This is a genomic window from Burkholderia sp. KBS0801, from assembly GCF_005937855.2.
Classification (GTDB): domain Bacteria; phylum Pseudomonadota; class Gammaproteobacteria; order Burkholderiales; family Burkholderiaceae; genus Burkholderia; species Burkholderia ambifaria.
Genome location: NZ_CP042179.1, coordinates 578,228 through 603,960, shown reverse-complemented (window position 1 = coordinate 603,960; position 25,733 = coordinate 578,228). Strand labels below are relative to the sequence as shown.

At 70.3% G+C, this 25,733-nt stretch carries 14 protein-coding genes and 1 pseudogene; 2 read left to right on the top strand and 13 right to left on the bottom strand.

Annotation, left to right across the window (positions count from 1 at the left end):
* The first annotated feature begins 38 nt into the window (after positions 1 to 38).
* Positions 39 to 1,109 (top strand): ACR3 family arsenite efflux transporter, encoded by a 1,071-nt coding sequence (arsB, locus tag FFI87_RS32235; protein ID WP_138850503.1) that lies wholly within the window; start codon positions 39 to 41, stop codon positions 1,107 to 1,109.
* A 20-nt stretch (positions 1,110 to 1,129) separates the two neighbouring features.
* Positions 1,130 to 1,852, top strand: coding sequence for an arsenical resistance protein ArsH (arsH, locus tag FFI87_RS32230; RefSeq protein WP_012372644.1), 723 nt, complete (start codon positions 1,130 to 1,132; stop codon positions 1,850 to 1,852).
* 78 nt (positions 1,853 to 1,930) lie between these two features.
* On the opposite strand, the gene FFI87_RS32225 is transcribed toward arsH, so the two are convergent.
* From FFI87_RS32225 to FFI87_RS32160, 13 genes and pseudogenes are all read right to left on the bottom strand, one after another.
* A complete protein-coding gene (locus FFI87_RS32225; RefSeq protein WP_138848321.1) occupies positions 1,931 to 3,190 on the bottom strand; it encodes an IS256 family transposase in 1,260 nt (419 codons plus the stop codon).
* Positions 3,191 to 3,324: 134 nt separating this feature from the next.
* Entirely contained in the window at positions 3,325 to 6,099 is a 2,775-nt protein-coding gene (treY, locus tag FFI87_RS32215) for a malto-oligosyltrehalose synthase (RefSeq protein WP_138850501.1), read from the bottom strand.
* Entirely contained in the window at positions 6,096 to 8,327 is a 2,232-nt protein-coding gene (gene malQ, locus FFI87_RS32210; protein WP_138850500.1) for a 4-alpha-glucanotransferase, read from the bottom strand. The genes treY and malQ overlap by 4 nt, the downstream gene beginning before the upstream one ends.
* The gene (gene treZ, locus FFI87_RS32205) at positions 8,324 to 10,195 is read right to left on the bottom strand and encodes a malto-oligosyltrehalose trehalohydrolase (protein WP_138850499.1); all 1,872 of its coding nucleotides are present in this window, start codon (positions 10,193 to 10,195) and stop codon (positions 8,324 to 8,326) included. The genes malQ and treZ overlap by 4 nt, the downstream gene beginning before the upstream one ends.
* A 9-nt stretch (positions 10,196 to 10,204) precedes the next feature.
* Positions 10,205 to 12,319, bottom strand: a complete 2,115-nt coding sequence (glgX, locus tag FFI87_RS32200; protein ID WP_138850498.1) for a glycogen debranching protein GlgX — start codon at positions 12,317 to 12,319, stop codon at positions 10,205 to 10,207.
* A 34-nt stretch (positions 12,320 to 12,353) separates the two neighbouring features.
* The gene (gene glgB, locus FFI87_RS32195; protein WP_138850497.1) at positions 12,354 to 14,555 is read right to left on the bottom strand and encodes a 1,4-alpha-glucan branching protein GlgB; all 2,202 of its coding nucleotides are present in this window, start codon (positions 14,553 to 14,555) and stop codon (positions 12,354 to 12,356) included.
* On the bottom strand, positions 14,552 to 17,962 hold the full coding sequence (gene treS / locus FFI87_RS32190) for a maltose alpha-D-glucosyltransferase (protein WP_138850871.1): 3,411 nt from the start codon (positions 17,960 to 17,962) through the stop codon (positions 14,552 to 14,554). Before treS ends, glgB begins: the two co-directional genes overlap by 4 nt.
* Positions 17,962 to 21,363, bottom strand: coding sequence for a maltotransferase domain-containing protein (locus tag FFI87_RS32185; RefSeq protein WP_138850496.1), 3,402 nt, complete (start codon positions 21,361 to 21,363; stop codon positions 17,962 to 17,964). The genes treS and FFI87_RS32185 overlap by 1 nt, the downstream gene beginning before the upstream one ends.
* Positions 21,364 to 21,665: 302 nt before the next feature.
* Positions 21,666 to 22,154 carry a phage protein NinX family protein gene (locus FFI87_RS32180; RefSeq protein WP_138850495.1) on the bottom strand — a complete coding sequence of 163 codons (489 nt, stop codon included), beginning with the start codon at positions 22,152 to 22,154 and terminating at the stop codon, positions 21,666 to 21,668.
* A gap of 12 nt (positions 22,155 to 22,166) precedes the next feature.
* A complete protein-coding gene (locus FFI87_RS32175) occupies positions 22,167 to 22,976 on the bottom strand; it encodes an endonuclease/exonuclease/phosphatase family protein (RefSeq protein WP_138850494.1) in 810 nt (269 codons plus the stop codon).
* On the bottom strand, positions 22,967 to 25,186 hold the full coding sequence (locus FFI87_RS32170; protein WP_138850493.1) for a VTT domain-containing protein: 2,220 nt from the start codon (positions 25,184 to 25,186) through the stop codon (positions 22,967 to 22,969). The genes FFI87_RS32175 and FFI87_RS32170 overlap by 10 nt, the downstream gene beginning before the upstream one ends.
* Complete coding sequence (locus FFI87_RS32165; RefSeq protein ID WP_012372629.1) at positions 25,183 to 25,521, bottom strand: hypothetical protein; 339 nt, start codon at positions 25,519 to 25,521, stop codon at positions 25,183 to 25,185. Before FFI87_RS32165 ends, FFI87_RS32170 begins: the two co-directional genes overlap by 4 nt.
* Positions 25,518 to 25,715, bottom strand: a pseudogene (locus tag FFI87_RS32160) (MgtC/SapB family protein); the annotation flags it as partial. The pseudogene FFI87_RS32160 and the gene FFI87_RS32165, both read right to left, overlap by 4 nt.
* Positions 25,716 to 25,733: the final 18 nt, after the last annotated feature.

The window sequence follows — 25,733 nt, the reverse complement described above, 5'->3', positions numbered from 1 at the left end:
GCGTGCCGCGTGCCTTTCTCCATCCCGAGCCACGTCCGATGAACACGTCCAACGTCGTCCCGCCTCGCAACGCCGCCGTCAGGCCCGCGATCAATTTCTTCGAACGTTACCTGACGCTCTGGGTCGCGCTGTGCATCGTCGCCGGCATCGCGCTCGGCCAACTGCTGCCCGGCTTGTTCCAGCGGATCGGCCGCATCGAGTATGCGCAGGTCAACTTGCCGGTCGGGCTGCTGATCTGGGTGATGATCGTGCCGATGCTCGTGAAGGTGGACTTCGGCGCGCTGCATGAGGTGCGGCGGCATGTGAAGGGGATCGGCGTCACGCTCGCCGTGAACTGGCTCGTCAAGCCGTTCTCGATGGCGTTCCTCGGCTGGCTGTTCGTGCGGCAGTTGTTCGCGCCGATGCTGCCGGCGGACCAGCTCGACAGCTACATCGCCGGCCTGATCCTGCTGGCCGCTGCGCCGTGCACCGCGATGGTGTTCGTGTGGAGCCGGCTCACGGGCGGCGATCCGCTGTTCACGCTGTCGCAGGTCGCGCTCAACGACAGCATCATGGTGATCGCGTTCGCGCCGCTGGTCGGGCTGCTGCTCGGGATGTCCGCGATTACCGTGCCTTGGGCGACGCTGCTCACGTCGGTCGTGCTCTACATCGTGATTCCGGTGATCCTCGCGCAGCTTTGGCGCAAGCGGCTGCTGAGGAACGGGCAGGCCGCGTTCGACGCCGCGATGGCGCGGATCGGCCCGTGGTCGATCGCCGCGCTGCTGGCCACCCTCGTGCTGCTGTTCGCGTTCCAGGGCGAAGCGATCCTCAAGCAGCCGCTGGTGATCGCGTTGCTCGCGGTGCCGATCCTGATCCAGGTGTTCTTCAATGCGGCGCTCGCATACTGGCTCAATCGCGCGGTAGGCGAGAAGCACAACGTCGCGTGTCCGTCCGCGCTGATCGGCGCGTCCAATTTCTTCGAGCTCGCCGTCGCGGCCGCGATCAGCCTGTTCGGTTTTCACTCCGGTGCGGCGCTCGCGACCGTCGTCGGCGTGTTGATCGAGGTGCCGGTCATGCTGCTGGTGGTGCGCATCGTGAACCGGTCGAAGGGCTGGTACGAGCGCGTTTGAGCCAATTCCGGAATCCATCCATGACCGACCGACTGACCGACCTGCCGCAACTCGATCCCGCGTTGTTCCAGGTGCCGGACGCGAGCCGCTTGCGGCCGGCGTCGCCGTCCACCCATCCGCCGCGTTTCCTGCTGCTGTACGGGTCGCTGCGCGAGCGTTCGTTCAGCCGCCTGCTGGTCGAGGAAGCCGAGCGCCTGCTCACCGCGATGGGAGCCGAGGTGCGCGTGTTCAATCCGAGCGGCCTGCCGCTGCCCGACGATGCGCCGGAGAGCCATCCGAAGGTCGTCGAACTTCGCGAACTGGTGATGTGGTCGGAAGGGATGGTGTGGTGCTCGCCGGAACGACACGGCGCGATGACGGGCATCATGAAGTCGCAGATCGACTGGATTCCGCTGTCGGTGGGCGCCGTGCGGCCGACGCAGGGCAAGACGCTCGCGGTGATGCAGGTGAGCGGCGGCTCGCAGTCGTTCAACGCGGTGAACCAGATGCGCGTGCTGGGGCGCTGGATGCGCATGCTGACGATCCCGAACCAGTCGTCGGTGGCCAAGGCGTTCATGGAATTCGACGACGCGGGGCGGATGAAGCCGTCGGCCTATTACGATCGGGTCGTCGACGTGCTGGAGGAACTGGTGAAGTTCACGCTGCTGACGCGCGACATCGGCCCGTATCTGGTCGACCGGTACAGCGAGCGCAAGGAAAGCGCGGAGGAATTGTCGAAGCGGGTGAATCAGCGGGGGATCTGACGCGCAAGGCGCCGTCAATCCAATCGGGACTCGATGTCGGGAGGTATCCGGAATTTCGTGTGTGAGGCGGATTGAGTTTCAGACTCCAATGTTGAATCGTTCCGGGTAAAGCAGCGCAAACTGGGTCATCGCGCTCTTCCAATCGTGCCGGGAACCGGTCCACTTGGCTACGACGTTGCGCAGCGCTAGCCAGATCAGTTTGAGCGCGGCCTCGTCCGACGGGAAGTGGCCGCGCGCCTTGATGATCTTTCGAAGCTGCATGTGCAGCGACTCGATGGCGTTGGTCGTATATACAATTTTCCGGATATCGGGCGCGAAGGCATAGAACGGAATCACCTGATCCCAGGCTCGTCGCCAGAGGGCGGCAATCGGTGGGTATTTCGTACCCCACGGGCTCGTATCGAACGCATCCAGCGCCACGGCGGCCGCTTCGGCCGACGGTGCCCGATAGACTTCCTTGAGCGCCGCCGCGACGGATTTCCGGTCTTTCCAACTGGCGAAGTCCAGCGAGTTCCGGATCAGATGCACGATGCAGGTCTGGACCGTCGTTTCCGGGAACACCGTGTTGATTGCTTCCGGAAAGCCCTTCAGGCCGTCGACCACGGCAATCAGGATGTCCTGCACGCCACGCAGCTTCAGGTCGTTCACCACCCGCAGCCAGAACTTGGCCCCCTCGGTCTGCTCGATCCAGAGGCCCAGCACGTCACGTGTGCCGTCGCGGCGCACGCCCAGCGCCAAGTAGATCGCCTTGTTGCGGACCACGCCTTCGTCGCGGATCTTGACGCGCAAGGCGTCGAAGAACACCACCGGGTACATCGGCTCGAGCGGCCGCTGTTGCCACTCACGCACTTCGTCGATCACCGCGTCGGTGACGGTGCTGATGAAGTCCGGCGACACCTCAATGCCGTACATCTCCAGCAAGAAGCCCTGAATCTCCCGCACGCTCATGCCGCGTGCGTACATCGCGATGATCTTGTCGTCGAAGCCGGTGAAACGCCGTTCGCCCTTGGCGATCAGCACCGGGTCGAAGGTGCCTTCGCGGTCGCGCGGAATCTCGACGTCGAGCAGGTCGTCATCGGTCGCGATGCGCTTGCGGCTGGTGCCGTTGCGATGGTTCGTGCGGCCGCCCGGTTTGGCTTCACCCTTCTCGTAGCCAAGGTGGTGCGTCAACTCGCCACCCAGCGCGCGCTCGAAGATCGCCTTCTTGAGCGCAGCGAGCTGCTCGTTGATCGTTGCGCGGTCCAACGTCCCGGGCACCAGTTGCTTGATCAGTTCCGGGTCCAGGTTCAAGCCCTTGCCCGGCTCAATCGTCACTTCTTCCTTGCGTTTGCGTGGCATAAAGTGGCTCCTTGGCCATCAGTTTATGCCTCACACACAAAGGTTCGGATAGGCTCCGATGTCGTGCTACTTCGCTCGGCGACTGCCGGGTGAAGATTGGCCTCCGGGCGCCACCCGCCTTTGCACGAAACCGACTACAGCTCGCGACGCTTCGTATCGCCAGCCACCAGCACCGCAACCGGCAACGTCGCCAGACATCGAGCGAGTCGCATCGTGCCGTCCGGCGCCTCGACTTCGCTTCCGTCATTCAGCCAGTCGATCCACCGCTCGCCAGCACCGCCCGGCAGCACCACGACCGTATCTCCCCATTCACGAGGCTCGACGCGCGGCAATTCCGGCGCTTCGCCCAGCCACCCGCACGCGAGCCGCGTGACGATCACCACGATCGTTGCGCTTTCGTCGCGCCGGGCGAACGCCACCGCATGCCGGCCGAGCCGGCCGCGCACGCGCAGCGGCACATAGGCGCCATCCGCGAACGTTTCGGGCCATCGTGCGCGCAGCGCGAGCATCCGCTCGACGAGCGCGCGCTTCACGCGCGCATCGGGCCAGTGCGGCAGATACGCGGCGACCGGTTCATCGACCCGTTCGGCCGCGAGCGCGGCAAACGGCACGTCGTGCCGGTTGTCCGGATCGACGAGCGAGTGATCCCATGACTCGGTCCCCTGGTACAGATCGGGCACGCCCGGCGACGCCATTCGCAGCGTCGCCTGCGCGAGACTATTGACCACCCCGGCCGGCGCGATCCGCGCGACGAACGCATGCAGCCGGTGCACGAAATCGCCCGCGCCGCGCGGCGTCAGGATCGCGCGCACGAACTGCTCGCAAGCGCGCTCGTAGTCGGCGTCGGGCGCGAGCCAGTCCGTATGCTGTTTTCCTTCGCGCAAGGCCTTCGTCTGCCAGCGCACCACGCGCTCCGCCAGCGCGGCAAGCCCGGTCGCATCGTCGGGTGCGAGCGCTGGCGGCCAGCAGCCGACGAGCGTCTGGTACAGCATCGCTTCCGCGGCCGGCCCCGGCGCCCACGCAAGATCGCGATGCGCGCCGCCGCGGTGCGGCTGGTTCAGCGCGGACCAGTCGAGCGACACCGCGCGCCACGCGTCGGGCATTTCGCTGAGCACCGCGAGCCGCATACGCGCATCCTCGCCGCGCTTGTGATCGTGCGTCGCGGTCGCGACGAGCGTATGAGGAACGGTGCGCGCGCGACGCCGGTTGCGTGCATGGAACGCGCCGCGCGACAGGCTGAAGTCGCCCGCGTCGGCGCCGACCTCATTGCGCGACAGCAGTCGCCCGTACCGGTAGTTGGCCGTGTCCTCGACGCCCTTCGCGGCGAGCGGCGCGGTGAGCTGCGCGAACGCGACACGCGCCGCGTGCAGCAGCGCGGCATCCGCGCGCGGCACGCGCATCCCCGGCAGCCCGAGCCAGCCGGCGACGCGATCGAGCGCGTAGCGGTCGGACGGATCGATCGCGGCGCACGCCGCGTCGTACGCGAGCGCCAGCACGCGACCATCGGCGCCGGCGGGCTCGTCGCCGGGCGTCGGGTACATCCGGTACACGGGCAGATGCACGGCCAGTTCGCCCAGCACGCGATGGATCGCAATCTGGCTGACGTCGCGCGTCGCGGGCGCCGCACGCGCGATGCGATGCAAGGCGCGCGCGACGCGCGCGTGTTCGCCGGCGAGCTGGCGCTTCAATACCCGCCGCTTGCCGGCCACCGCTTCCTGCGCGAACGAGCGCGCGGATCCCGACACGGCCGCCCAGTGCGCGGCGAGCGGCGCGGCGCCGGCCGGGTCGTGCAGCAGCGCGGCGACGTCGTTCATGAAGTCGTAGCCGGTCGTGCCGTCGACGCGCCAGTCTTCGCGCAGCGTCTCGCCTGGCGCGAGGATCTTCTCGACGACGACATACGGCCGCTCGTCGCGCTGCGCGGCGAGCCGCGCATGCAGGCGGCGGCAGTACGCGCGCGGATCGGCGAGGCCGTCGACGTGATCGACGCGCAGGCCGTCGATGTAGCCGGCCGCGTGGAGGCCCAATGGCAGCGCGTGCACTGCGTCGAACACCGCGTCGTCCTCGACGCGCACGGCCGCGAGCGTCGCGATGTCGAAGAAGCGCCGCCAGTTCAGTTCGTCGGCGGCGGTGCGCCACCACGCGAGCCGGTAGTGCTGGCGTTCGAGCAAGCGGTGCAGGCACGCGCGCGAGCGTGCGCGGCGCGGGTCGGCGCCGCGCAATATCGCGTCGAACGCATGCGGGCCCTGGGCGGCGGCGTAGTCGCGCAGCGCCGCGTGCGCGGCCGCGACACGCGGGCCGCCGCGTGCCGACGCGGCGGCGAAACGCTCGGCGAGCGCGTTCAGGTCCGCGCGGTTCGCGATGCGCAGGATTTCCGCGTAGGTCGCGATGGCGACGGGCAGCCGCCTGCCCGGGCACGCGATGAAGAAGCGCCCGGCCGATGGATCGGCGCCGAGCGTGATGTCGCCGGACGCGAGCGCGTCGCCGTAGGGCGCGCCGAGGCAGGGCAGCAGCACCTTGCCGTCGAGCGCCGCATCGGGCGGGTGCCAGTCGATGTCGAAGTAGCGTGCGTACGGGCTCGCCTGTCCCGATTCGAGCACGTCGTTCCACCAGCCGTTCGACGCGCCGCCGACGCCCATGTGATTCGGCACGATGTCGACGATCACGCCGAGGCCGCGCGCACGCAGCGCGTCGACGAGGCGCCGGAAGCCGGCCTCGCCGCCGAGTTCCGTGCTGAGCGCGCGATGGTCGACCGTATCGTAGCCGTGCAGCGAACCGGGCTCGGCCGTCGTGATCGGCGACAGGTACAGGTGGCTCACGCCGAGGCGCGCGAAATAGTCGGCGTGTGCGGCCGCGTCGTCGAACGTGAAGCCCGCGTGCAGCTGCAATCGCAGGGTCGCGCGCGGCGTCATGCGTCGTCCTCCGGCGCTCGGCGCGCGTGCTCGATCGCCGCGATGCGTGTGCGCGCGTCGGCGTCGAACAGCGCGTCGACCGCGCGCGGCAGCCGGCGCCGCCAGTTCGGATGGCCGCATGGCGGGCCGGGGAGATTCGGTTGCTCGTCGAGCGCGAGCAGATCCTCGAGCGGCACGATCGCGAGCGGCGACGGGCTGCGCGCGACGTACGCGAGGACTGCGCCGACGGGCGGCGTGTCGGCGGACGGGATCGGATCGCCGGCCGGTACGCAGCCAGCGTGCTGCAACGCGCGCCACAGCGCCGCGCGGTCGGTGGTGCGTTCGTCCTGGGCGGCGCGGAGGTCGAAAGAAGCGGGGGGCGGCGCGTCGCGGCCGTCATCCTGGGCGGGCGCATCGCTACGCAGGACCGGATCGATCCGTGCGTCGTGGCCGGTGTCGTGTGCGGCCGCGGCGCGGCCGACGTCGTCACCGGCAGGGTGCGGCTTGGCCGGCGCCGCAGCGGCCTCGGCCGCCACCCGCCGCCATTCGAGATCGATACCCCGCCACCAGCCGGCCACGGTCGGCAGGTCGTGCGTCGACGTCATCGCGATCGTGTCGCGATCCCACGCGGACGGCGGCCGAAACGCGCGATCCGCGTCGCGTTCGAACCACAGCACGCGCATCCCGGCGATGCCCTGCGCGCCGAGCCGCTCGCGAAAACCCGCCGGCACCGTGCCCAGATCCTCGCCGATCGCGACCGCCCGGTGCCGCGCGGCCTCCAGCGCGACGAGCCGCACCAGATCGTCGAGCGGATAACGCAGGTACGCGCCGTCGCGCGCCGATCCGCCTTCCGGCACGATCCACATGCGCGCGAAGCCGAGCACATGATCGATGCGAATCCCGCCGGCGTGAGCGAGGGCCGCGCGCAACAGGTCGATGAACGGCGTGAAGCCGTTCGCGCGCAGCGCGGCGGGTGTCCACGTCGTCACGCCCCACGCCTGGCCGTCCGCATTGAACAGATCGGGCGGGGCGCCGACCGACACGCCGCGCAACAGCGTCGTGCCGTGCGCCCACGCGTCGCTGCCCGCGCGATCGGATCCGACCGCGAGGTCGGCGATCAGCCCGACCGCCATCCCGGCATCGCGCGCCGCCTGCTGCGCGTCGCCGAGCGCGCGCGACGCGCACCATTGCAGGAACGTGTGGAACGCAATCGCGTCGGCGTGCGCATGCGCGAATGCGTCGACCTCGGCGGTGGCCGGCATCCGCCACTGCGCGGGCCAGTGGCGCCAGTCCGCGCCGATCCCGTGTTCGATGCAGAACGCCTGCAGCGCATCGAAGCGCGCATGCGCGTCGAGTGCCGCCCCGCCCGCCGCGCGAAACTGCTCGAACGCGTCGCGCGAGGGCGCGCCGTTCGCACGCCATGCATCGAAGCACGCGCGCAGGCGGCGCAGTTTCAGCGGCAGCACCTGCGGCCAGTCGATCAGCGGCGTATCCGGCGCGGGTGCGACGTCCGCCGCCGCGCCATTCGTGCGCCCCACGACATCGGCCCCCGGGACGGCATCGCAGTCGAGATACGCGACGTTGTGCCAGCGCCGCGACGACGGCGAATACGGGCTGTCGTGCTCGGGCAGCGCCGGATAGCCGGCGTGCGTCGGGCTGATCGCGACCGCGTCGGCGCCGTGCCGCGCGGCCTGTACGGCGAGGCCCGCGAGCGCGGTGTAGTCGCCCGCCCCGTCGTCACCCGCGCGCCGCAGGCCGTAGAGCTGGGCCGAGATGCCCCAGCGGCGCGGCGCATCCGGCAGGCCGTCGGCAGCCGCAAACGGCCGCGCGCGCGGCGGCGCGATCGCGAGCCCGATACGGTGCTCGCCGATGTCGAGCGTGTGATAACCGGGCAGCGCGAGCGGCGGCAGCCTGCCGTATTCGCCCGCGCCGGCCACGCGCCCGTCGACGTGCTCGCCCGATTCCAGCGTGATCCGCCAGCGCGCGCCGCGCGGCGCGACGCTGCGCGGCAGCGTCAGCGGCACGCCCGCGTCGCCCGTCACGACGGGGGGCGCGGCGTCGTGCGCATCGAGCAGCGCGGCCGCGCTGTCGACCCGCTCGATCGGCGTGCCGCAGGGCCAGCCGAGCGCATCGACGAGCGCGACGAGCGAATCGTCGGCCACCCGCCGTGCGACGCCGCCCGCGTCGATCCAGTCGGGTTCGAGCCCGGCCGCGCGCGCGAGTTCGGCGATCGGTACGTCGGTCGTCATGGTCGCGTGTGCCCGTTCGCGCGGTGTTTCAGCGCATCGTGATTGACCGCGCCGTCGCGCCACGCGATGCAGGTGCGAGGGGGCAGCCGTTGGTCGGCGAGCCGGTCGCGCGCGCGCGGCGGCGTCTCGAACACGATCTTGCCGACCGGCAGCGCGGGCAGCACCGCGTCGTGCGAGCCGGGATTGAACGCGATCGTCAGCGTGCTGCCATCGCCGAGCCGCCAGCGCGCGACCAGCGCCTCCGGGTCGGGGCTAACGTGACCCGCCAGCAACTCGACGCCGAGCGCGCGCGCGCCGGGCAGGTGCGGCGTCACCAGCGCCGCGCGCACCGTCAGCGCGCTGCGGTAGAAGTGCCGCCATGCATCGGCGTCGGGCCACGCATCGTCGTCCGCGTGGGCCGGCGACGAACGCACGAACGTGGCGACATCGTTCGGATCGGGGATCGCATCGCGGTGCGCGGGATCGGCGAACGCGGAAAACGCGGCGAACTCGCGGCGACGGCCTTCGCGCACCGCATCGGCCAGCTCGCCGCGATAGTCGGTGAAGAACTGGAACGGCTGTGTGCTGCCGTCTTCCTCGCCCATGAACAGCAGCGGGATCTGCGGCGCGAGCAGCATCAACGCGGTCGCGGCGCGCACCGCGTCGTCGTTCGCGAGCGCGCGCAGCCGTTCGCCGAACGCGCGGTTGCCGATCTGGTCGTGGTTCTGCAGGAACGTGACGAACGCGGTCGGCGGCAGGTGCGCGCTCGGCTCGCCGCGCGGCGCGCCGCCGTGCAGCGGCGACGGCTCGCCCTGATACGCGAACCCTTCGCCGAGCGTGCGCGCGAGACGGCGCAGCGGCGCGTCGGCATACGCGCGGTAGTAGCCTTCGCGCTCGCCGGTCAGCAACACGTGCGCGCTGTTGTGGAAGTCGTCGTTCCACTGCGCATCGAAGCCGTTGGGCCCGAGCAGGCTCGCGGTATTGCGTTCGTTCTCGAGCACCAGATGCACGTGGCGCGCATCGCCGAAATGGGTACGCACGCGCCGTGCCAGCTCGCGCAGCCACGCATCGTCGTCGATCGCATGCGCGGCGTCGATACGCAGGCCGTCGAAACGGAATTCGTCGAGCCAGTACAGCGCGTTGTCGATGAAGAACGCGCTCGTCTGCGCGCGCGAGAAATCGATCGCCGGGCCCCACGCGGTCTGCCGGTCCGCGCGGAAAAATTCGGGCGCATAGCGCGGCAGCAGGTTGCCGTCGGGGCCGAAGTGGTTGTACACGACGTCGAGAAACACCTGCAGTCCGAGCCCGTGCGCGGCGTCGACGAGCGCCTTCAGCTCCTCGGGCCGGCCGTATGACGCAGCGGGCGCGAACGGCAGCACGCCGTCGTAGCCCCAGTTGCGCGCACCGGGGAACGCGTTGACGGGCATCAGCTCGAGCGCGGTCACGCCGAGCGCGGCGATGTCGGCCAGGCGCCGCTCGACGCTCGCATAGCCGCCGCAGGCACCGACGTGCAACTCGTACAGCACCGTCTCGTGCCACGGCCGGCCGCGCCACGCGTCGTTGCGCCAGCGGTACGTGGTCGGATCGACGACCTGGCTCGGGCCGTGCACGTCGGACGGCTGGAAGCGCGACGCGGGATCGGGCACCGCGAGACCGTCGTCGAGCAGGAAGCGGTACAGCGTGCCGGCGCCGCAGCGCGCGACGACCTCGAACCAGCCGTCGCCGATGGCCTGCATCGCGATGCGCTCGTCGCCGTGTAGTTCGACTGCGGCCGTGCGGCTCGCGGGCGCCCACAGCCGGAAGCGGGTGTGCTGCGCGTCGACGCAGGTCGCGCCGAACGACGATGCGAACGCGTGCGTACCGGATGGATGGGCGGTGCGTGACGACATGGCGGTTCCTCACGAGGGCAGGTCGGGTGGCACGGCCGCGACCGCGATCACGGCCGTGTGCGCGGCGACGTCGAGGCCGGCATCCGGCCACGAGCGCGGGCCGGAGTCGGGCGTCGCGGTGTCGAGCAGCACGCGGTAGTCGAGCACCGGTGCGGGCGGCTTGAACTTGATGGTGCCGGCCGACGCGTTCAGCATCACGAGCAACGCCTCGGTGCGCCCGGTGCGGCCGGTGCCGACGCGCCGCATCGTCAGCGCGCGGCCCTCGCCGTCTTCCCACGCGGGCACGCTCAGCTCGAGGCCGTGTTCGTCGAACCAGCCGATCTCGCGCATGCCCGGCGCGCCGTCGCGGTCGCCGGACGGATAGCGCGGCGCCGACATCACCGGGTACATGCGCCGCAGCGCGGCGAGCCGCGACACGAAACGGATCATCTGGACGCCTTCTTCGCTGTGCGCGAGGTCCCAGTCGAGCCACGATATTTCGTTATCCTGGCAATACGCGTTGTTGTTGCCGTGCTGCGTGCGGCCGAATTCGTCGCCGGCGACGATCATCGGCGTGCCGAGCGCGGTAAACAGCGTCGCGAGCATCGAGCGCGCGACGCGCGAGCGCAGGTCGAGAATCGACGCATCGTCGGTGGCGCCTTCGACGCCCCAGTTCGCGCTGCAGTTGTCGTCGCGGCCGTCGCGGTCGTCCTCCCCGTTGGCCTCGTTGTGCTTGTGCGCATACGACACGAGATCGGCGAGCGTGAAGCCGTCGTGCGCGGTGACGAAATTGACCGACGCCCAGGTCCGGCGCCGTTGGTGGTTGAACAGGTCGGCGGAGCCCGCGAGCCGCGCGGCGAGCTCCGGGCGCTGGCCCGCATCGCCGCGCCAGAAGCGCCGCACCGTGTCGCGAAAGCGGTCGTTCCATTCGGCGAAGCCGGGCGGATGACGGCCCAGCTGATAGCCGCCGGGGCCGATGTCCCACGGTTCGGTGATCAGCTTGCGCTGCGCGAGCACCGGATCCTGCCGCAACGCGTCGAAAAACCCCGCGCCGGGCTCGAAGCCGTGATCCTCGCGGCCGAGCGTCACACCGAGGTCGAACCGAAAGCCGTCGATGTTGAACGCGGTGGCCCAGTAGCGCAGCGAATCCATCACCATCTGCACGACGCGCGGATGCGACAGGTTCAGCGTGTTGCCGCAGCCGGTCTCGTCGACATGGTAACGCCGGTCGTCCGGCCGCAGCCGGTAGTAGCTCGCGTTGTCGAGGCCGCGCCACGACAGCGTCGGGCCGAGCTCGTTGCCTTCACACGTGTGGTTGTAGACCACGTCGAGCACGACCTCGATGCCGGCCGCGTGCAGCTGCCGGATCGCGATGCGCATTTCGTCGAGCCGCCGCGTCGTCAGGTACGACGGCTCCGGCGCGAAGAACGCGGCCGTGTCGTAGCCCCAGTAATTGCGCAGCCCGCGGTTCACCAGCGCACGCTGCTGCAGGAACGCGTGCACCGGCAGCAATTCGATCGTCGTCACGCCGATCGACAGCAGGTGATCGATGAACGCCGGATGCGACAGCGACGCGAACGTGCCGCGCTCCGGCACGCGCAGCCCGGCGCGACGCATCGACGCGCCGCGCACGTGCGTCTCGTAGATCACGGTGCTGCGCCACGGCACGTCCGGGCGCCGGTCGTTGCGCCAGTCGAACGCCTCGTCGACGACCACGGCCTTCGGCATCGCGGGCGCCGAGTCGCGGCGGTCCATCGACAGGTCCGCGCGGTTCGAATGCACGCGATAGCCGAACAGCGCGTCGGACCAGCGGAACTGGCCGACGAGCTTGCGCGCGTACGGGTCGAGCAGCAGCTTGGTCGGGTTGAAGCGATGGCCGTGCTGCGGCTGGTACGGGCCATCCGCGCGAAAGCCGTACACGGTGCCCGGATGCGCGTTCGGCAGGTAGCCGTGCCACACCTCGTCGGTGCATTCGGGCAGGTCGAGGCGCGCGAGTTCCTTGCGGCCGGTCGGGTCGAACACGCACAGCTGGATGCGCTGCGCATGCGCGGAAAACACCGCGAAGTTGGTGCCAAGGCCGTCCCATGTGGCGCCGAGCGGATAGCAGCGGCCGGGTTCGAGACGGGAAGGCAGGGCGGTCGGCATGGGGGGATTGTCTCCGTGTCGAGGGCGCCGGGCGTCAGGCCGGGCTCAGCCATAGGGTCGCGAGCGGCGGCAGGCGCAAGGTGGCCGACCACGACTGGCCGTGCGACGGCACATCTTCCGTCCACACGGCGCCGTCGTTGCCGGCATTCGTGCCGCCATACACGGCGGCATCGGTGTTCATCAGTTCGCGCCAGTGCCCGGGCGCGGGCAGCCCGATGCGATAGCCGGGGCGCGGCACGGGCGTGAAGTTGCAGATCGCGACGACGAGGCGCCCGGTATCGTCGCGGCGCGCGAACGCGAACACGCTGTTGTCGCGATCGTCGCCGATCAGCCAGAAAAAACCCGACGCGTGACAGTCGAGCGCGTGCAGCGCCGGCTCGGCCGCGTAGGTGCGGTTCAGGTCGCGCACGAGCCGCTGCACGCCGCGATGCGCCGGTGCGTCGAGCAGGTCCCAGTGCGGCGTCGCATCGTGCGCGAACTCGGCCCATTGCGCGAATTCGCTGCCCATGAACAGCAGCTTCTTGCCCGGATGCGCCCACATGAAGCCGAAGTACGCGCGCAGCGTCGCGAGCCGCTGCCACGCGTCGCCCGGCATCTTCACGGCGAGCGAGCCCTTGCCGTGCACGACCTCGTCGTGCGACAGCGGCAGCACGAATCGTTCGGAGAACGCATAGACGAGCCCGAACGTCATCCGGTCGTGGTGATAGCGGCGATGGATCGGATCCTCGCGCACATACGACAGCGTGTCGTGCATCCACCCCATGTTCCATTTGAAGTCGAAGCCGAGCCCGCCATCGCCGGTCGACGCCGTGACGCCCGGCCACGCGGTCGATTCCTCCGCGAAGGTGACGACGCCGGGCGGCGCGAGCGTACCGTGCAGCGTGTCGTTCAACGTGCGCAGGAACGCGACGGATTCGAGGTTCTCGCGCCCGCCGTGGATGTTCGGCACCCATTCACCTTCGTTGCGCGAGTAGTCGCGATACAGCATCGACGCGACCGCGTCGACGCGGATCCCGTCGACATGATAGCGGCGCGCCCACGCGAGCGCCGACGCGATGAGGAACGCGCCGACCTCGTTGCGTCCGAGATTGAACACGCAGGTGTTCCAGTCCGGGTGCATGCCTTCACGCGGATCGGCGTGCTCGTACAGTGCGCTGCCGTCGAATTGCGCGAGGCCGTGCGCGTCGTTCGGGAAGTGCGCGGGCACCCAGTCGACGATCACGCCGATGCCGGCCGCGTGCGCGCGGTCGACGAAGCGCGCGAATCCCTCGACCGGGCCGAAGCGCGCCGAGGGCGCAAACTGCGCGAGCGGCTGGTAGCCCCACGAGCCGCCGAACGGGTATTCGGAAATCGGCATGAATTCGACGTGTGTGAAGCCCATGCCGCGCACATACGGGATCAACCGCTCGGCGAGTTCGTCCCAGGTCGCGCTGCGGTCCATCTCCTCGGGCACGCGCTGCCACGATTCCGGATGCACCTCGTAGATCGACCACGGCATGCGAAAGCGCCGGTCCGCGGGCGGCCGCGCGTGCAGCCAGCCGTCGTCGTGCCACGCGAACGCGTCGAGCGCCGCGGTGTCGGCGACGACGGACGCGGTGCGCGGCGGCGCTTCGGTCGCGCGCGCGCACGGGTCGGCCTTGTGTGGCAGCACGTGTCCGTCGGCCGCGCGCAGCTCGTACTTGTAGTGTTCGCCGGCGCCGATGCCCGGCACGAACAGCTCCCACACGCCCCACGGCCGGCGCAGCCGCATCGGATGCCGACGGCCGTCCCAGATGTTGAAGTCGCCGACGACCGATACGCGCTGCGCGTTCGGCGCCCACACCGCGAAGCGCACGCCGTCGATGCCGTCGACGCGCGTGGGCGTCGCGCCCAGGCAGTCGAGCACGGCGGCCGGGTCGCCGGACGCGAAACGCGCGAGCGCGGCCTCGTCGAGCAGCGTGCCGAACGCATACGCGTCGTCGGTGATCTGGCGGGCGTCCGGCCAGTCGATGGCCAGCCGGTAGCGGCCGTCGTGCGCGAGCGTGCCCGCGAAGCAGCCGGCGTCGTCGACGCACGCGAGCGCACCGAGTTCGTCGCCGTCGGGCGTCACCGCCCGCACGCGCTGCGCGCCGGGCAGCAGCGCGCGCACGACGACCCGGCCGGCGTCGGCGTGTGGGCCGAGACACGCGAACGGGTCCGGATGGCGGCCGGCGAGCAGCGCGTCGATGTCGGTGCGGTCGAACAGCATGTCGGTCATCGGTTGCCTCCGTGGTCGGGTGCGCGGTCGGTCGCGAGCAGGCGTTCGATCAGCGCGGCGAGCCCGCCGACCGGCACACCGAGCCAGTCGGGGCGGTTCGCGGCTTCGTAGCACAGCTCGTACGACGCCTTGTCGATCAGGAACAGCGCGAGCAGGCGGTCCGCGTAACGCGGGTCGACGAAGCGCTCGGGTGCCTGGTCGGCGGCCGCGCGATAGCATTCGACGAAGCGGTCGGCGGCGGCCTGGCCGAAGCGGTCGAACAGCGCGCGCTTGCGGCCGGCCGTCTGCGGCGGCGCCTTCTCGATCGCGAACTGCGCGGTGGCGCTCACGTACGACAGCGAACGCAGCAGGCCGGCCACGTCGCGCAGCGGATGCGATTTCGCGCGGCGCCGGTCGAGCGCGCGCGCCGGCTCGCCTTCGAAGTCGATCAGCAGCGCGTCGCCTTGCACGTCGAGCACCTGGCCGAGATGGAAATCGCCGTGAATGCGCGTGCATTGCGCATCGAGCGTGCGCGGCACGAGTTCGCTGATGGCCTGCACGGCCGCGTCGCGCGACGCGAGCAGCGTGTCCGCGGCCGCGCGGTTGACCGGATCGAGCTTGTCGAGCTGCGTGCGCAGCACGTCGAGCGCGCGCTCGAACGATGCGATCGCATCCACGCACCAGCCGTCGACGTGCTCGGGCGTCGCGGCTTCGGGGGCGAACGCGGGATCGTCGGACGGTTGCGCGAGCGCGACGTGCAACTGGCCGAGCCGCGTGCCGATAATGCCCGCGAACGCCGCGTAGCCGAGCAGCGCATCGGGTTCGTCGTCGACTTCGGTTGCGTCGCCGTCGCCCGCGGCCGGTAGCGCGAGCTCGTCGATCGCGCGCCGCAGGAAATCGAACGAACGCGTCCACGCGTCGCCCTGGTTGTCGACGTAGCGCTGCAGGATCGCGACCGTATGCGGCGTGCCGTCCGGATCGACGTGCACGACTTCACCGGCGAGCGTCGCGGTGTTCGCATAGCCGATCCGCGTCAGGTGCCGGCTCATCTCCGCTTCCGGATGGATGCCGTGCGCGACCTTGCGCACCAGCTTCAGCACGATCGCGTCGCCGATCACGAGCGAGCTGTTGCTCTGTTCGGCCGCGAGCCAGCGCACCTCGGCCTCGTCGCCGGGATCGAGGCCGGCGAGCGCGTGCTCGGGCAGGAAGTCGAGGCGGCCGCCGTCGGACGTCGGCACCGTCGCGCCATCGCGCAGCTTGCGCAGCATCCCGCGTGCGAACGCCGGCAGCGCGAATGCGTCGGTCAGGTAGCCCACCGTATGGCCGCGCCGCACGCGTGCGAGCGCGAGTTGAGTGAACAGCGGATGCGAGGTCTCGCCGCCCCATGCGGTGGCGAGCGGCACGACATAGCGCTCGACGCCGCCGTCGCTCGCGGACACCCAGGCTTCCGCGTACTGGAACGGTTCGTCCGGCATCGGCGTGACGACGTTCAGCCACGCGTCGCCGATCTTCCGGTCCTTGGATGCGAACCAGCGCCGCCGCGTGAGCCACGACGCGAGCGCATCGTGCGCGAGCGTGTGCAGTTGCCCGACGTCCGGCCGCGCGTCGCCGCGCCGCATCACGATCGTCACGTATTCGGGCAGCGGCTCCGCGTGCGGCTGTCGCCACGACGGCTCGCGGCCGTGCTCGGACAGCACGAACCACAGGAACCCGTACGGCGGAAAGGTCAGCAGGTACGTGAGCTGCCCGATCGGCGGAAACGCCGAGTCCGACGTCATCTCGATCGGCACGCGGCCCGCGAATTCGGACAGGTCGAGCTCGACCGCCTGCGACGCGCGCGACAGGTTCGCGACGCACAGCACCGTCTCGTGGCCTTCGAGCTCGCGCAGATACGCGAGCACCTTGCGGTTTTCCGGACGCAGGAAGCGGATCGTGCCGCGGCCGAACGACTGCGTCGCGCGGCGCGTGGACAGGATCCGGCGGGTCCAGTTCAGCAGCGAATGCGGGTCGCGCGTCTGCGCCTCGACGTTGACCGCGTCATAGCCGTACAGCGCGCCCATCACGGGCGGCAGCACCAGCAGTTCCGGGTCCGCGCGCGAGAAGCCGCCGTTGCGGTCGGACGACCATTGCATCGGCGTGCGCACGCCGTCGCGGTCGCCGAGGTGGATGTTGTCGCCCATGCCCAGCTCGTCGCCGTAGTAGATCACCGGCGTGCCGGGCATCGACAGCAGCAGCGAGTTGATCAGCTCGATGCGGCGCCGGTCGCGCTCCATCAGCGGCGCGAGGCGGCGCCGGATCCCGAGGTTGATCCGCGCGCGGCGGTCGCTCGCATAGGTCTGCCACAGCAGGTCGCGCTCCGAGTCGGTCACCATCTCGAGCGTCAGCTCGTCGTGATTACGCAGGAACACGGCCCACTGGTTGCTCGGCGCGAGCGCCGGCGTCTGCCGCATGATGTCGATGATCGGGAAGCGGTCCTCGCTCGCGATCGACATGTAGATGCGCGGCATCAGCGGGAAGTGGAACGCCATGTGGCATTCGTTCTCCTCGCCGAAATATTCCTGCACGTCCTCCGGCCACTGGTTCGCTTCCGCGAGCAGCATCCGGTTCGGATACTCGGCGTCGATCGTCGCGCGGATCCGCTTCAGGATGGCATGCGTTTCCGGCAGGTTCTCGTTGTTGGTGCCTTCGCGCTCGACCAGGTACGGCACCGCGTCGAGCCGCAGCCCGTCGATGCCGAGATCGAGCCAGAAGCGCATCACCTGGATCACCTCGCGCACGACGGCCGGGTTGTCGAAGTTCAGGTCCGGCTGGTGCGAGTAGAAGCGGTGCCAGTAGTACTGGCCGGCCACCGGGTCGTGCGTCCAGTTCGATGTTTCGGTATCCAGAAAGATGATCCGCGTGCCCGCGTATTTCGTGTCGGTGTCGGACCACACGTAGTAGTCGCGATGCATCGAGCCGGGCTTCGCGCGCCGCGCGCGCTGGAACCACGGATGCTGGTCCGACGTGTGGTTGATCACCAGCTCGGTGATCACGCGGATGCCGCGCGCGTGGGCTTCGCGAATGAAGCGCCGCACGTCGGCGAGCGTGCCGTAGTCGGGATGCACGTCGCGGTAGTCGGCGATGTCGTAGCCGTCGTCGCGGCGCGGCGACGGGTAGAACGGCAGCAGCCAGATCGTGTCGACGCCGAGCTCGGCGATGTAGTCGAGCTTCATGATCAGGCCCGGGAAGTCGCCGATCCCGTCGTTGTTCGAGTCGTAGAACGACTTCACGTGTACCTGGTAGATGATCGCGTCCTTGTACCACAGCGGATCGTCCGCGCAGAGCGCGGGCGCGCGGCGCCGTGAACGGCGCCGGCGCGGCGTGCCGGCCGGTGCGAGGGACGGAAATTGCGCGCGACGCACGTCGTCGAGGGGATCTTCGCGTTTCATCATCCGTGTGCTCCGGAATGGCCCCGGGCATTGGCCGGGTCGGGCGCCGCCGCTCGCGCGGCGCCGGGAGACGGCGCAAGCCGCCAGATCGCATACGGCCGCACGTGCGGGTCGAGCGATACGTACTGGCGATGCCCGCGCCAGGTTTCGGCATGCGCGGCGTCCTGCTCGAGCGCGTCGAGCGGTTCGCCGTCGACGAGCCCGAAGCCACGCCACAGCGCCGCATCGAGCGTGAAATTCGCGGCCTGCGGATGCCACGGGTCGAGGCTGATCGCCACCGCGACGACGCTGTCGTACGCGGGCGTCGCCTTCACGAACACCAGCACCTGGTCGTTGTCCGCATCGACGAAGGTGAGGCCGAGATGGGTCTGCAGCGCCGGATGGTCGCGCCGCGCGCGATTGAGCCGCGCGATTTCGCCGCCGATGTGCGCGGCCTTGCGCCAGTCGCGCACGCGCAGCTCGTATTTCTCCGCGTCCGCGTATTCCTCGCTGTCGGGCAGCGGCGCCGATTCGCCGATCTCGAAGCCCGAGTACAGGCCCCACGACCCGGCGAGCGTCGCCGCCAGCGCCGCGCGGATCACGAACTGCGAGCGCGGCGCGTTCTGCAGGTGGCGCGGATTGATGTCGGGCGTGTTCACGAAGAAGTTCGGCCGGAAGAACTCGCGTGCGGGGCCGGCCGTCAGCTCGGTCAGGTAGTCGATGAATTCGCGCTTCGTCTCGCGCCACGTGAAATACGTGTACGACTGCGAGAAGCCGACCTTCGCGAGCCGGTACATCATTCCCGGCCGCGTGAACGCCTCCGACAGGAACACCACGTCCGGATGCTTGCCGCGCACGTCCGCGATCATCCATGCCCAGAACGGCAGCGGCTTCGTGTGCGGATTGTCGACGCGGAAGATCCGCACGCCGGCGTCGACCCAGAACAGCACCGCGTCTCGCAGCGCGACCCACAGGTCGGGCAGCGCATCCGGCGCGTAGAAATCGGGGTTCACGATGTCCTGGTAGCGCTTCGGCGGATTCTCCGCATAGCGCAGCGAGCCGTCGGGCCGCCACGCGAACCAGCCCGGATGCGCGGCGAGCCACGGATGATCGGGCGAGCACTGGATCGCGAAATCGAGCGCGATCTCGAGCCCCTGCGCATGCGCCGCGTCGACCAGCGTGCGGAACGACGCGAGCGTGCCGAGCTGCGGATGCACGGCCGTGTGGCCGCCTTCGGGCGAGCCGATCGCGTACGGGCTGCCGACGTCGTCGGGGCCGGCCGTCAGCGTGTTGTTGCGGCCCTTGCGCGCGGTCGTGCCGATCGGATGGATCGGCGGGAAATACAGCACGTCGAAACCCATGTCGCGGATGCGCGGCAATTGCGCGATCACGTCGTCGAACGTGCCGTGCCGGTGCGGGTCGGTGCTCGCCGAGCGCGGGAACATCTCGTACCAGCTCGAGAAGCGCGCGGTGCGGCGTTCGACGTCGACCGGGTAGACGGCATCGTCGTGCGTGACGAACGGCCGGTAGCGCAGCGCCGCGTACGCATCGGCGAGCGCGGACGCGCCGAGCAGTTCGAGCCGCTTGTCGGGCGATGCGTCGTTGAATTCCGCCGTGAGCTGTTCCATCCGCGTGCGCGCGCGCCGGTCGACCGGATCGGCATGCTTCAACGCGCTTGCGAGCAGCAGCTGCGCCTCGCGTAGCTCCAGCGTCACGTCCTGGCCGGCCGCGCGCTTCTTCGCAATGTCGGTGACGAGCGACGCCCAGTCGTCGCGCCATGCGATTACGCGGAACGCGTGGCGGCCGAGCCGGTCGAGTGAGATGCACGCGTGCCAGCGATCATTCGGCTCCGCGACGAACGGCACTTCGCGCCATGTGTCTTCGTCGTCGGCTCGCCACTGCAGTGCGGCCGCGAGATGCGCGTGGCCGTCCGTGAAGATCGATGCGTGCACAACCAGTGTTTCGCCGATCACACGCTTGATCGCGAAGCGGCCGCCGTCGACCGCCGGCTCGACGCGCTCGATCGCGATCCGGTCGGCCGCGAGCGCGGCCGACAGCGCGGTGCGCTCGCCCGCGGCATCGGTGCGAGCGAGCGCGGGCGGCGCGCGCCGCGCGTCGAGCAGCGCATAGCCGCCGGGCTCGAGCGTGAAGGCTTGCAGCGCGACCGGCGCGGTGGGCGCCGGCTTGCGCGCGCCGTTCGGTGGCGAGACGTGCGTGAAGCCGCCCGGCACGCCGGGCAGGATCGCCGCGGGATCGACGTGCGTCGGCGCGTCGAGATCGGGATTCAGCGCGATCAGCAGCGCCGTGTCGTCGTGTTCGAGCGACGGACCGCTGCCGCGCAGCAGCGCCGTCGCGCGCGCGCCCGGCGCGCTCAGTTGCGCGATTTCGCCGCGCTCGGCCGCGAGCGATGTCGCGCGGCGCCATGCATTCGCGTCGGCGATCGCGCCCGACAGATCGAAGCGCGCGTCGTCCAGCGCGGCGCGGAAGCGTGCGGCGTCCGCGTCGCGCGCCATCAGCGGCAGCGTGACGCCGCGCTCGAAGCCCATTGGCACGAGCCAGCCGGTGCCGACCGCGGCGGCGGTCCACAACGCGCGGTGGTACGCGCGGGCGACCGTCTCGTCCGGCGCGGTGTTCCAGTTGTCGGCGAGGCGCGGGCCGTCGATTGCGTCGGGAAACGCGATCGGCGAGCCGATGCGCCGCAGCAGCCGGTGTTCGTCGACGAACCACGGCGCGTGCAGGTCCCACCAGCGGACCGACGAGAACACCGCATCGAAGCCCGCCGCCTCGAGCTGGGCGAGCGCGTCGCGCGCATGGCCGGGCACGCCGGCCAGCACCGCGATGTCCGGGCGCGCGCGGCGCAGCGCCGCGCGCCAGCCGGGCCACCACGCGGCCGGCAGGTGATGCGGCGCGTCGATCAGGAAACCCGATGCTCCGGCATCCGCGAACGTGGCGAGGTGCGTGCACCACCACGCGGACAGCGCGTCGTGCGCGGCGTCTTCCCCGACCTGGGCATGCGCGATGTCCATTTCATGGGCGGCGCTGCGCGGATCGATCAACGCGTCGTCGTGCGCGCGCTCGACGTACCAGTCCGGATGCTCGGCGCGCAGCGGGTTGTCGCGCGCGATGCGGTCCGGCACCACTTCGAGCAGCACGCGCAGCCCGTGGCCGTGCGCGAGCTGCGCGAGCCGCGAGAATGTCTCGAGCGCACCGGCGCGCGTCGTGAACGTCGCGGCCGGCCGGTGGAAATCGGCGACGTGGCGCGGGAAGCCCGCGACGCTGGCGGCCCAGAAGCCGCCGATCAGCACGTGGTCGAAGCCCATGCCGGCGATGTGCTGGAACGTGTCGGGCCATGCATCGAGCGGGCCGACGAGGCGGGCGTCGCAGAAGTAGATGTGAGGAGCGAAGGGTGGTGTGGGGTTCATGGGTAGCGTGTGCGGGCGGCGGCCGGATCGGCAACAGGTGTGCTTGCCGCAATGCGTGTTCCTGCTGTGAGGCGGGTGGTCCTGTAAACGCTTCGGCAGGGTTCGCTACGGCTCGGATGCTCGTTTTTTGCATCCTGGGGCGCGGTGTCAGCGCTTTTACGCGGGGTCGCGTGATCGACGAGGGGGCCGGCCGAGTGAAACTTTTGCCAATGGCGTCGAGCGGGCGATGAAAAACTCGGCGCATGCGCTGGCATCGTCGCCGACAACCCCGTAAGCAGCCGGCGGCGCCACGCAACACACCCTCACATTCGCGGAATCGATCGAATATCCGAACTGTCACCAGTAGCCGCATCATCGTCCGCTTCCGGAATCGGCTCGCCAGGGTCGTAGCGCACTGCCGCCCCATGCTCGATCCGGTGCGCGAACGACGGCGGCGTGTCGACCTCGTCGCCGAAGCGCGCACGCACGAACGCGCGCAGCACCGCGGTGCGCACGTCCGGCGCGTGTGCCGCGCAGGTGGACGGGCCGTCGATGAAGCTGGCGTCGCATTCGATGCCATCGCCGCGCCGCACGATCCGCAGGTCGGCCACGCGATCGAGCACGGCGCCCGCATCGGCCCACGACGCCGACGGCGCGAAATGCGCGTCGAGGCGCCGCAACGCGTCGCACGCGCCGGTCAGGATCACCTTCGGGTCGACGGCCGTGAAGCACAGCGTGTCTTCGTCATCCGCGCACAACGCGCGTGCGCACCAGTAATCGAGGGCGGTTCCGGCGAGTTCGTCGGTTCGCATCGGCAAGCTCCGTCAGGTTTCATCAGGCTGGGGCGCTCGTCGCGCAAGCGGCGTGCCCGGCGTCGCACGCATGCGCGCGACGAGCGGGTAGTGATCGGACGCGCGCCGCGCGCGCATGCTGCGATGCACGTTCACGTCGACGAGCCACTCGCCGGGATGGATCCAGATCCGGTCGAGCGAGAACACCGGGTACAGCGTCGGGAACGTGCGCGGCGCCGGCGCGCGCCGGAACCGCGTGACGAGCGCCCGCAGCGCGCGGCCGCGCACGAACCATTCGTTGATGTCGCCCATCAGGATCACCGGCATCGCGCCGGTGTCGAACGCGGCGAGCAGCCGCTGCACCTGCGCGCTGCGCTCGCTCGCCGACAGCCCGAGATGGGTCGCGACCACGCGGATCATGCCCGCGCTGCAGTCGATGTCCGCATCGAGCGCGCCGCGCGGCTCGCGCTGGTGAAACGACAGGTCCAGCGTGCGCGCCGCGCGAATCGGGCAGCGCGACAGCACGGCGTTGCCGTAACGGCGCTCGGGCGTGTCGATGGTCGGGCCGGCCACCGCATGCATGCCGGTGGCATCGCGCAGGTGCGCGAGCACGTCGGGCGCGTGCGTGCCGCCGAGCGGCACTTCCTGCAGCGCGATCACGTCCGCGTCGAGTTCGTGGATCACCTGCGCGATCCGGTGTGCCGCGCGTGTGTGCCACTTGCCGTAGCCGCCGCGGATGTTGTACGTCGCGATCCGCAGGTCGCGCCCGCCCGGCGCGGCGGGGGGCGGGCCGTCGGACGTGACGATGTGCGGCGGCGGGGCCGGTTGCACGCTCAGCGCCATCGTCGCAGCACCCTGACGAGCAGCACCGACACGCCGACCAGCACGGCGCCGATCGCCGCGAGCCACGCGAACGCGCCGGGCCCCGGATGGCTGAACGCGGCGGTCAGCTGGTGCGCGAACGTGACGGTCAGCACGATACCGGGCAGCATCCCGATCGCGGTGCCGACCAGATAGTCGCGCAGGCCGATGTGCGATGCGCCGGCCACCAGGTTCACGATCGTGAACGGCGCGATCGGCAGCAGCCGCAGCACGGCCATCGCGACCACGCCGCGCCGGCCGAGGTGTTCGCTGAGCCGGTTCGCGCGCGCGCCCGCGAGCCGGCGCACCGCGTCGCGCCCGAGCCAGTGTCCGATCCCGTAGGTCGTGGCGGCGGCCGCCATCGTGCCGAGCGCCGCATACGCGAAGCCCGGCCACGCGCCGAACACCAGGCCCGTCACCGTGATCAGCAGCGTGATCGGCACCGACAGCGTCGCTGCGATCACGTAGCCGGCCAGCAGCAACGCGGGCGCGCCGGGCAGCTGCGCGGCGTGAGCGGCCATTCGCGCGAGCGACGCAATGTTCAGTTCCGTGCCGAGCGGCGAGAAGCGCCACGCGAGCGCGAGCGCCGCGACCAGCAGCACGGCCGCGCCGAGCACGAAGAAGCGCGCGGTCAGCACGCGGTGCTGCTCGCGCGGCACGAACTCGCGGACGAAGCGGTCCGGCTCGATGGGCTGCTCGGGGTCGAGCCGCGCGCTGACCGGCACCAGTGCGTCGAGTTGCGGCGTCACGACCGGCTCGAGCGTGCGCAGCGTGCGGCCGGGCTTGTCGCGCAACCCGTCGAGCACGCTATTCGGACGTTCGTCATGCGCGAGCGCGGCGGCAACCTCGGCAGGCGTCGTGTCGAGATGTTCGGCCAGCAGCCGGTCGCGCAGGCCGGCAATCGCGGTGCGGATGCGCGGCTCGCCGGCCGCGACGAGCGCGATGCAGCATTCGGTGTCGAGCACCATCGACCGGTTATTGAGGTTCGCGCTGCCGATCACGATGCATTCGTCGTCGGCGATCGCGATCTTGCTGTGCACGTTCACGCATGCGTCCCCAAGCCCGTCGACATGCGGATACAGCAGCCGATAGCGGTCGAAACGGTCGGCGGCCTTGAGCGTGCCATGCAGCCGCGCGCGCAGCACGCCCATCGTCGCTTCCTGCAGCCAGCCGCTCTGCACGCGCGGTGCGACGACCGTCACGTCGGGCCCCTCCGGATCGGCGAGCCGCTCGGACAGCGTTTCGCGCACCACCGCCGCGGTGAAATACTGGTTCTCGATATACAGGTGCCGGCGCGCGGCGCGGATCGTGCCCTCGACGAGCGCGGACACCTGCCGCACCGGCTCGCGATCGCGGTGGCGCGGCGCCGTGTAGGCGATGCCGAGCCGCACGTCGCGCAGGTCGACGCGCGCGTCGGGCGGCCACGGATCGACGTCTTCCTCACGATCGAGATGCCGCTGCGCGCGGATCGCGATCGGACGCCCGCATGCATTGAACCAGCGTGCGCGCGCCTGCTTGCCGATCGCGGCGGCCGCGTCGCCGTCGAACATCGCCTGCACGTCGTGAAACGGCCCGTACGGCATCCCGTGCGCGTCGCGCCGACGCGGATCGTCGGCCGCGTGCGCGGGCGTATCCCAGCGTGCGCGCGTGAGGTCTAGCCCGCCGACGAATGCGAGCCGGTCGTCGATCACGACGAGTTTCTGGTGATGCGATGCGCCGCGCGGATGCGTGTCGTCGAGCCGGAACCGGATGCCGCGATGCGCGCGCCACGCGGCGCGATAGACCGGTGGCCAGTCGCGCTCGAGTGCGTAGATCATCGCGAAGTCCCACGCGAGCACGTAGATGCGCAGGTTGTGCCGCGACGATGCCAGGGCGTGCAGAAAGGCGGCGAGCGTGTCGGGCAGGCCGTCGCCGGGATCGGCAGGCGGCAGGTGCATGCGGCTGTCGACGTCCCAGCCGACGATGAACACCGTATGGCGCGCCCGCAGCAGCGCGGTACGCAGCGTCGCGAAATAGGCGTCGCCGTCCACCAGCATCGCGAAGCGGTCCGCATGGCGGATCGTGTCGCAGTTGCGCCCGCGCTCGAGCAGCCCGTGGCGCAGCGGCTCGTCCGTGCGCGACGGGTCGGCTGTCGCGCCATCGGAGCGCGCCGTCGCGACGCTGGCGCGCGTCATGCGTCCCGGCACGATCATCGGGCGTCGACGTCCCGGTCGCCGTCGATGCGTTGCAGCAGCACGTCGCAACGCGCGCGCAGCGCCTGCAGTTCCGGTGAATCGGCGTCGAGCCGGATGCGTTCGCCGCTGTCCGGATCGCCGTACGCGCACGCGATCTCGTAGATGCCTTGCGCAATCGTGGCGGACGCGTCCGCGATCCTGATCCGGTCGAGCCAGCCGCATTCGGCGTGATGGCATGCGAGCCACGCGCGCAGCGCGCCGACCGTCTGGCTGGTCGTCATCCACGCGCCGCCGCGCATGCGCGCCGTCAGCTGGCTCGTTACGAGGTAGGAGAGCAGGTCGGTCTGAGTCACGCAAAACTCCTTGAAGAAGTATCGGGGCGACAGGTCCGCACGCCGGCGAGGTTTTGCAGCGCCGCGCAGATCGCCGCAAATTCCGCGCCGCTCGTGCGCGAGAACGACACCGAGATGTCGTCCGTGTCCGGATCGTCGTCCGACTGCTGGACGATGAATCGCTTCACGCGCACGCGGTCGGTGCCGAGCGTGTCGATCATCGTGGCCTCCTT

Bases quoted from the DNA above. Each gene is read 5' to 3' on its own strand.
- arsB (WP_138850503.1), top strand. From the start codon at position 39: ATGAACACGTCCAACGTCGTCCCGCCTCGCAACGCCGCCGTCAGGCCC.
- arsH (WP_012372644.1), top strand. From the start codon at position 1,130: ATGACCGACCGACTGACCGACCTGCCGCAACTCGATCCCGCGTTGTTC.
- FFI87_RS32225 (WP_138848321.1), bottom strand. From the start codon at position 3,190: ATGCCACGCAAACGCAAGGAAGAAGTGACGATTGAGCCGGGCAAGGGC.
- treY (WP_138850501.1), bottom strand. From the start codon at position 6,099: ATGACGCCGCGCGCGACCCTGCGATTGCAGCTGCACGCGGGCTTCACG.
- malQ (WP_138850500.1), bottom strand. From the start codon at position 8,327: ATGACGACCGACGTACCGATCGCCGAACTCGCGCGCGCGGCCGGGCTC.
- treZ (WP_138850499.1), bottom strand. From the start codon at position 10,195: ATGTCGTCACGCACCGCCCATCCATCCGGTACGCACGCGTTCGCATCG.
- glgX (WP_138850498.1), bottom strand. From the start codon at position 12,319: ATGCCGACCGCCCTGCCTTCCCGTCTCGAACCCGGCCGCTGCTATCCG.
- glgB (WP_138850497.1), bottom strand. From the start codon at position 14,555: ATGACCGACATGCTGTTCGACCGCACCGACATCGACGCGCTGCTCGCC.
- treS (WP_138850871.1), bottom strand. From the start codon at position 17,962: ATGAAACGCGAAGATCCCCTCGACGACGTGCGTCGCGCGCAATTTCCG.
- FFI87_RS32185 (WP_138850496.1), bottom strand. From the start codon at position 21,363: ATGAACCCCACACCACCCTTCGCTCCTCACATCTACTTCTGCGACGCC.
- FFI87_RS32180 (WP_138850495.1), bottom strand. From the start codon at position 22,154: ATGCGAACCGACGAACTCGCCGGAACCGCCCTCGATTACTGGTGCGCA.
- FFI87_RS32175 (WP_138850494.1), bottom strand. From the start codon at position 22,976: ATGGCGCTGAGCGTGCAACCGGCCCCGCCGCCGCACATCGTCACGTCC.
- FFI87_RS32170 (WP_138850493.1), bottom strand. From the start codon at position 25,186: ATGATCGTGCCGGGACGCATGACGCGCGCCAGCGTCGCGACGGCGCGC.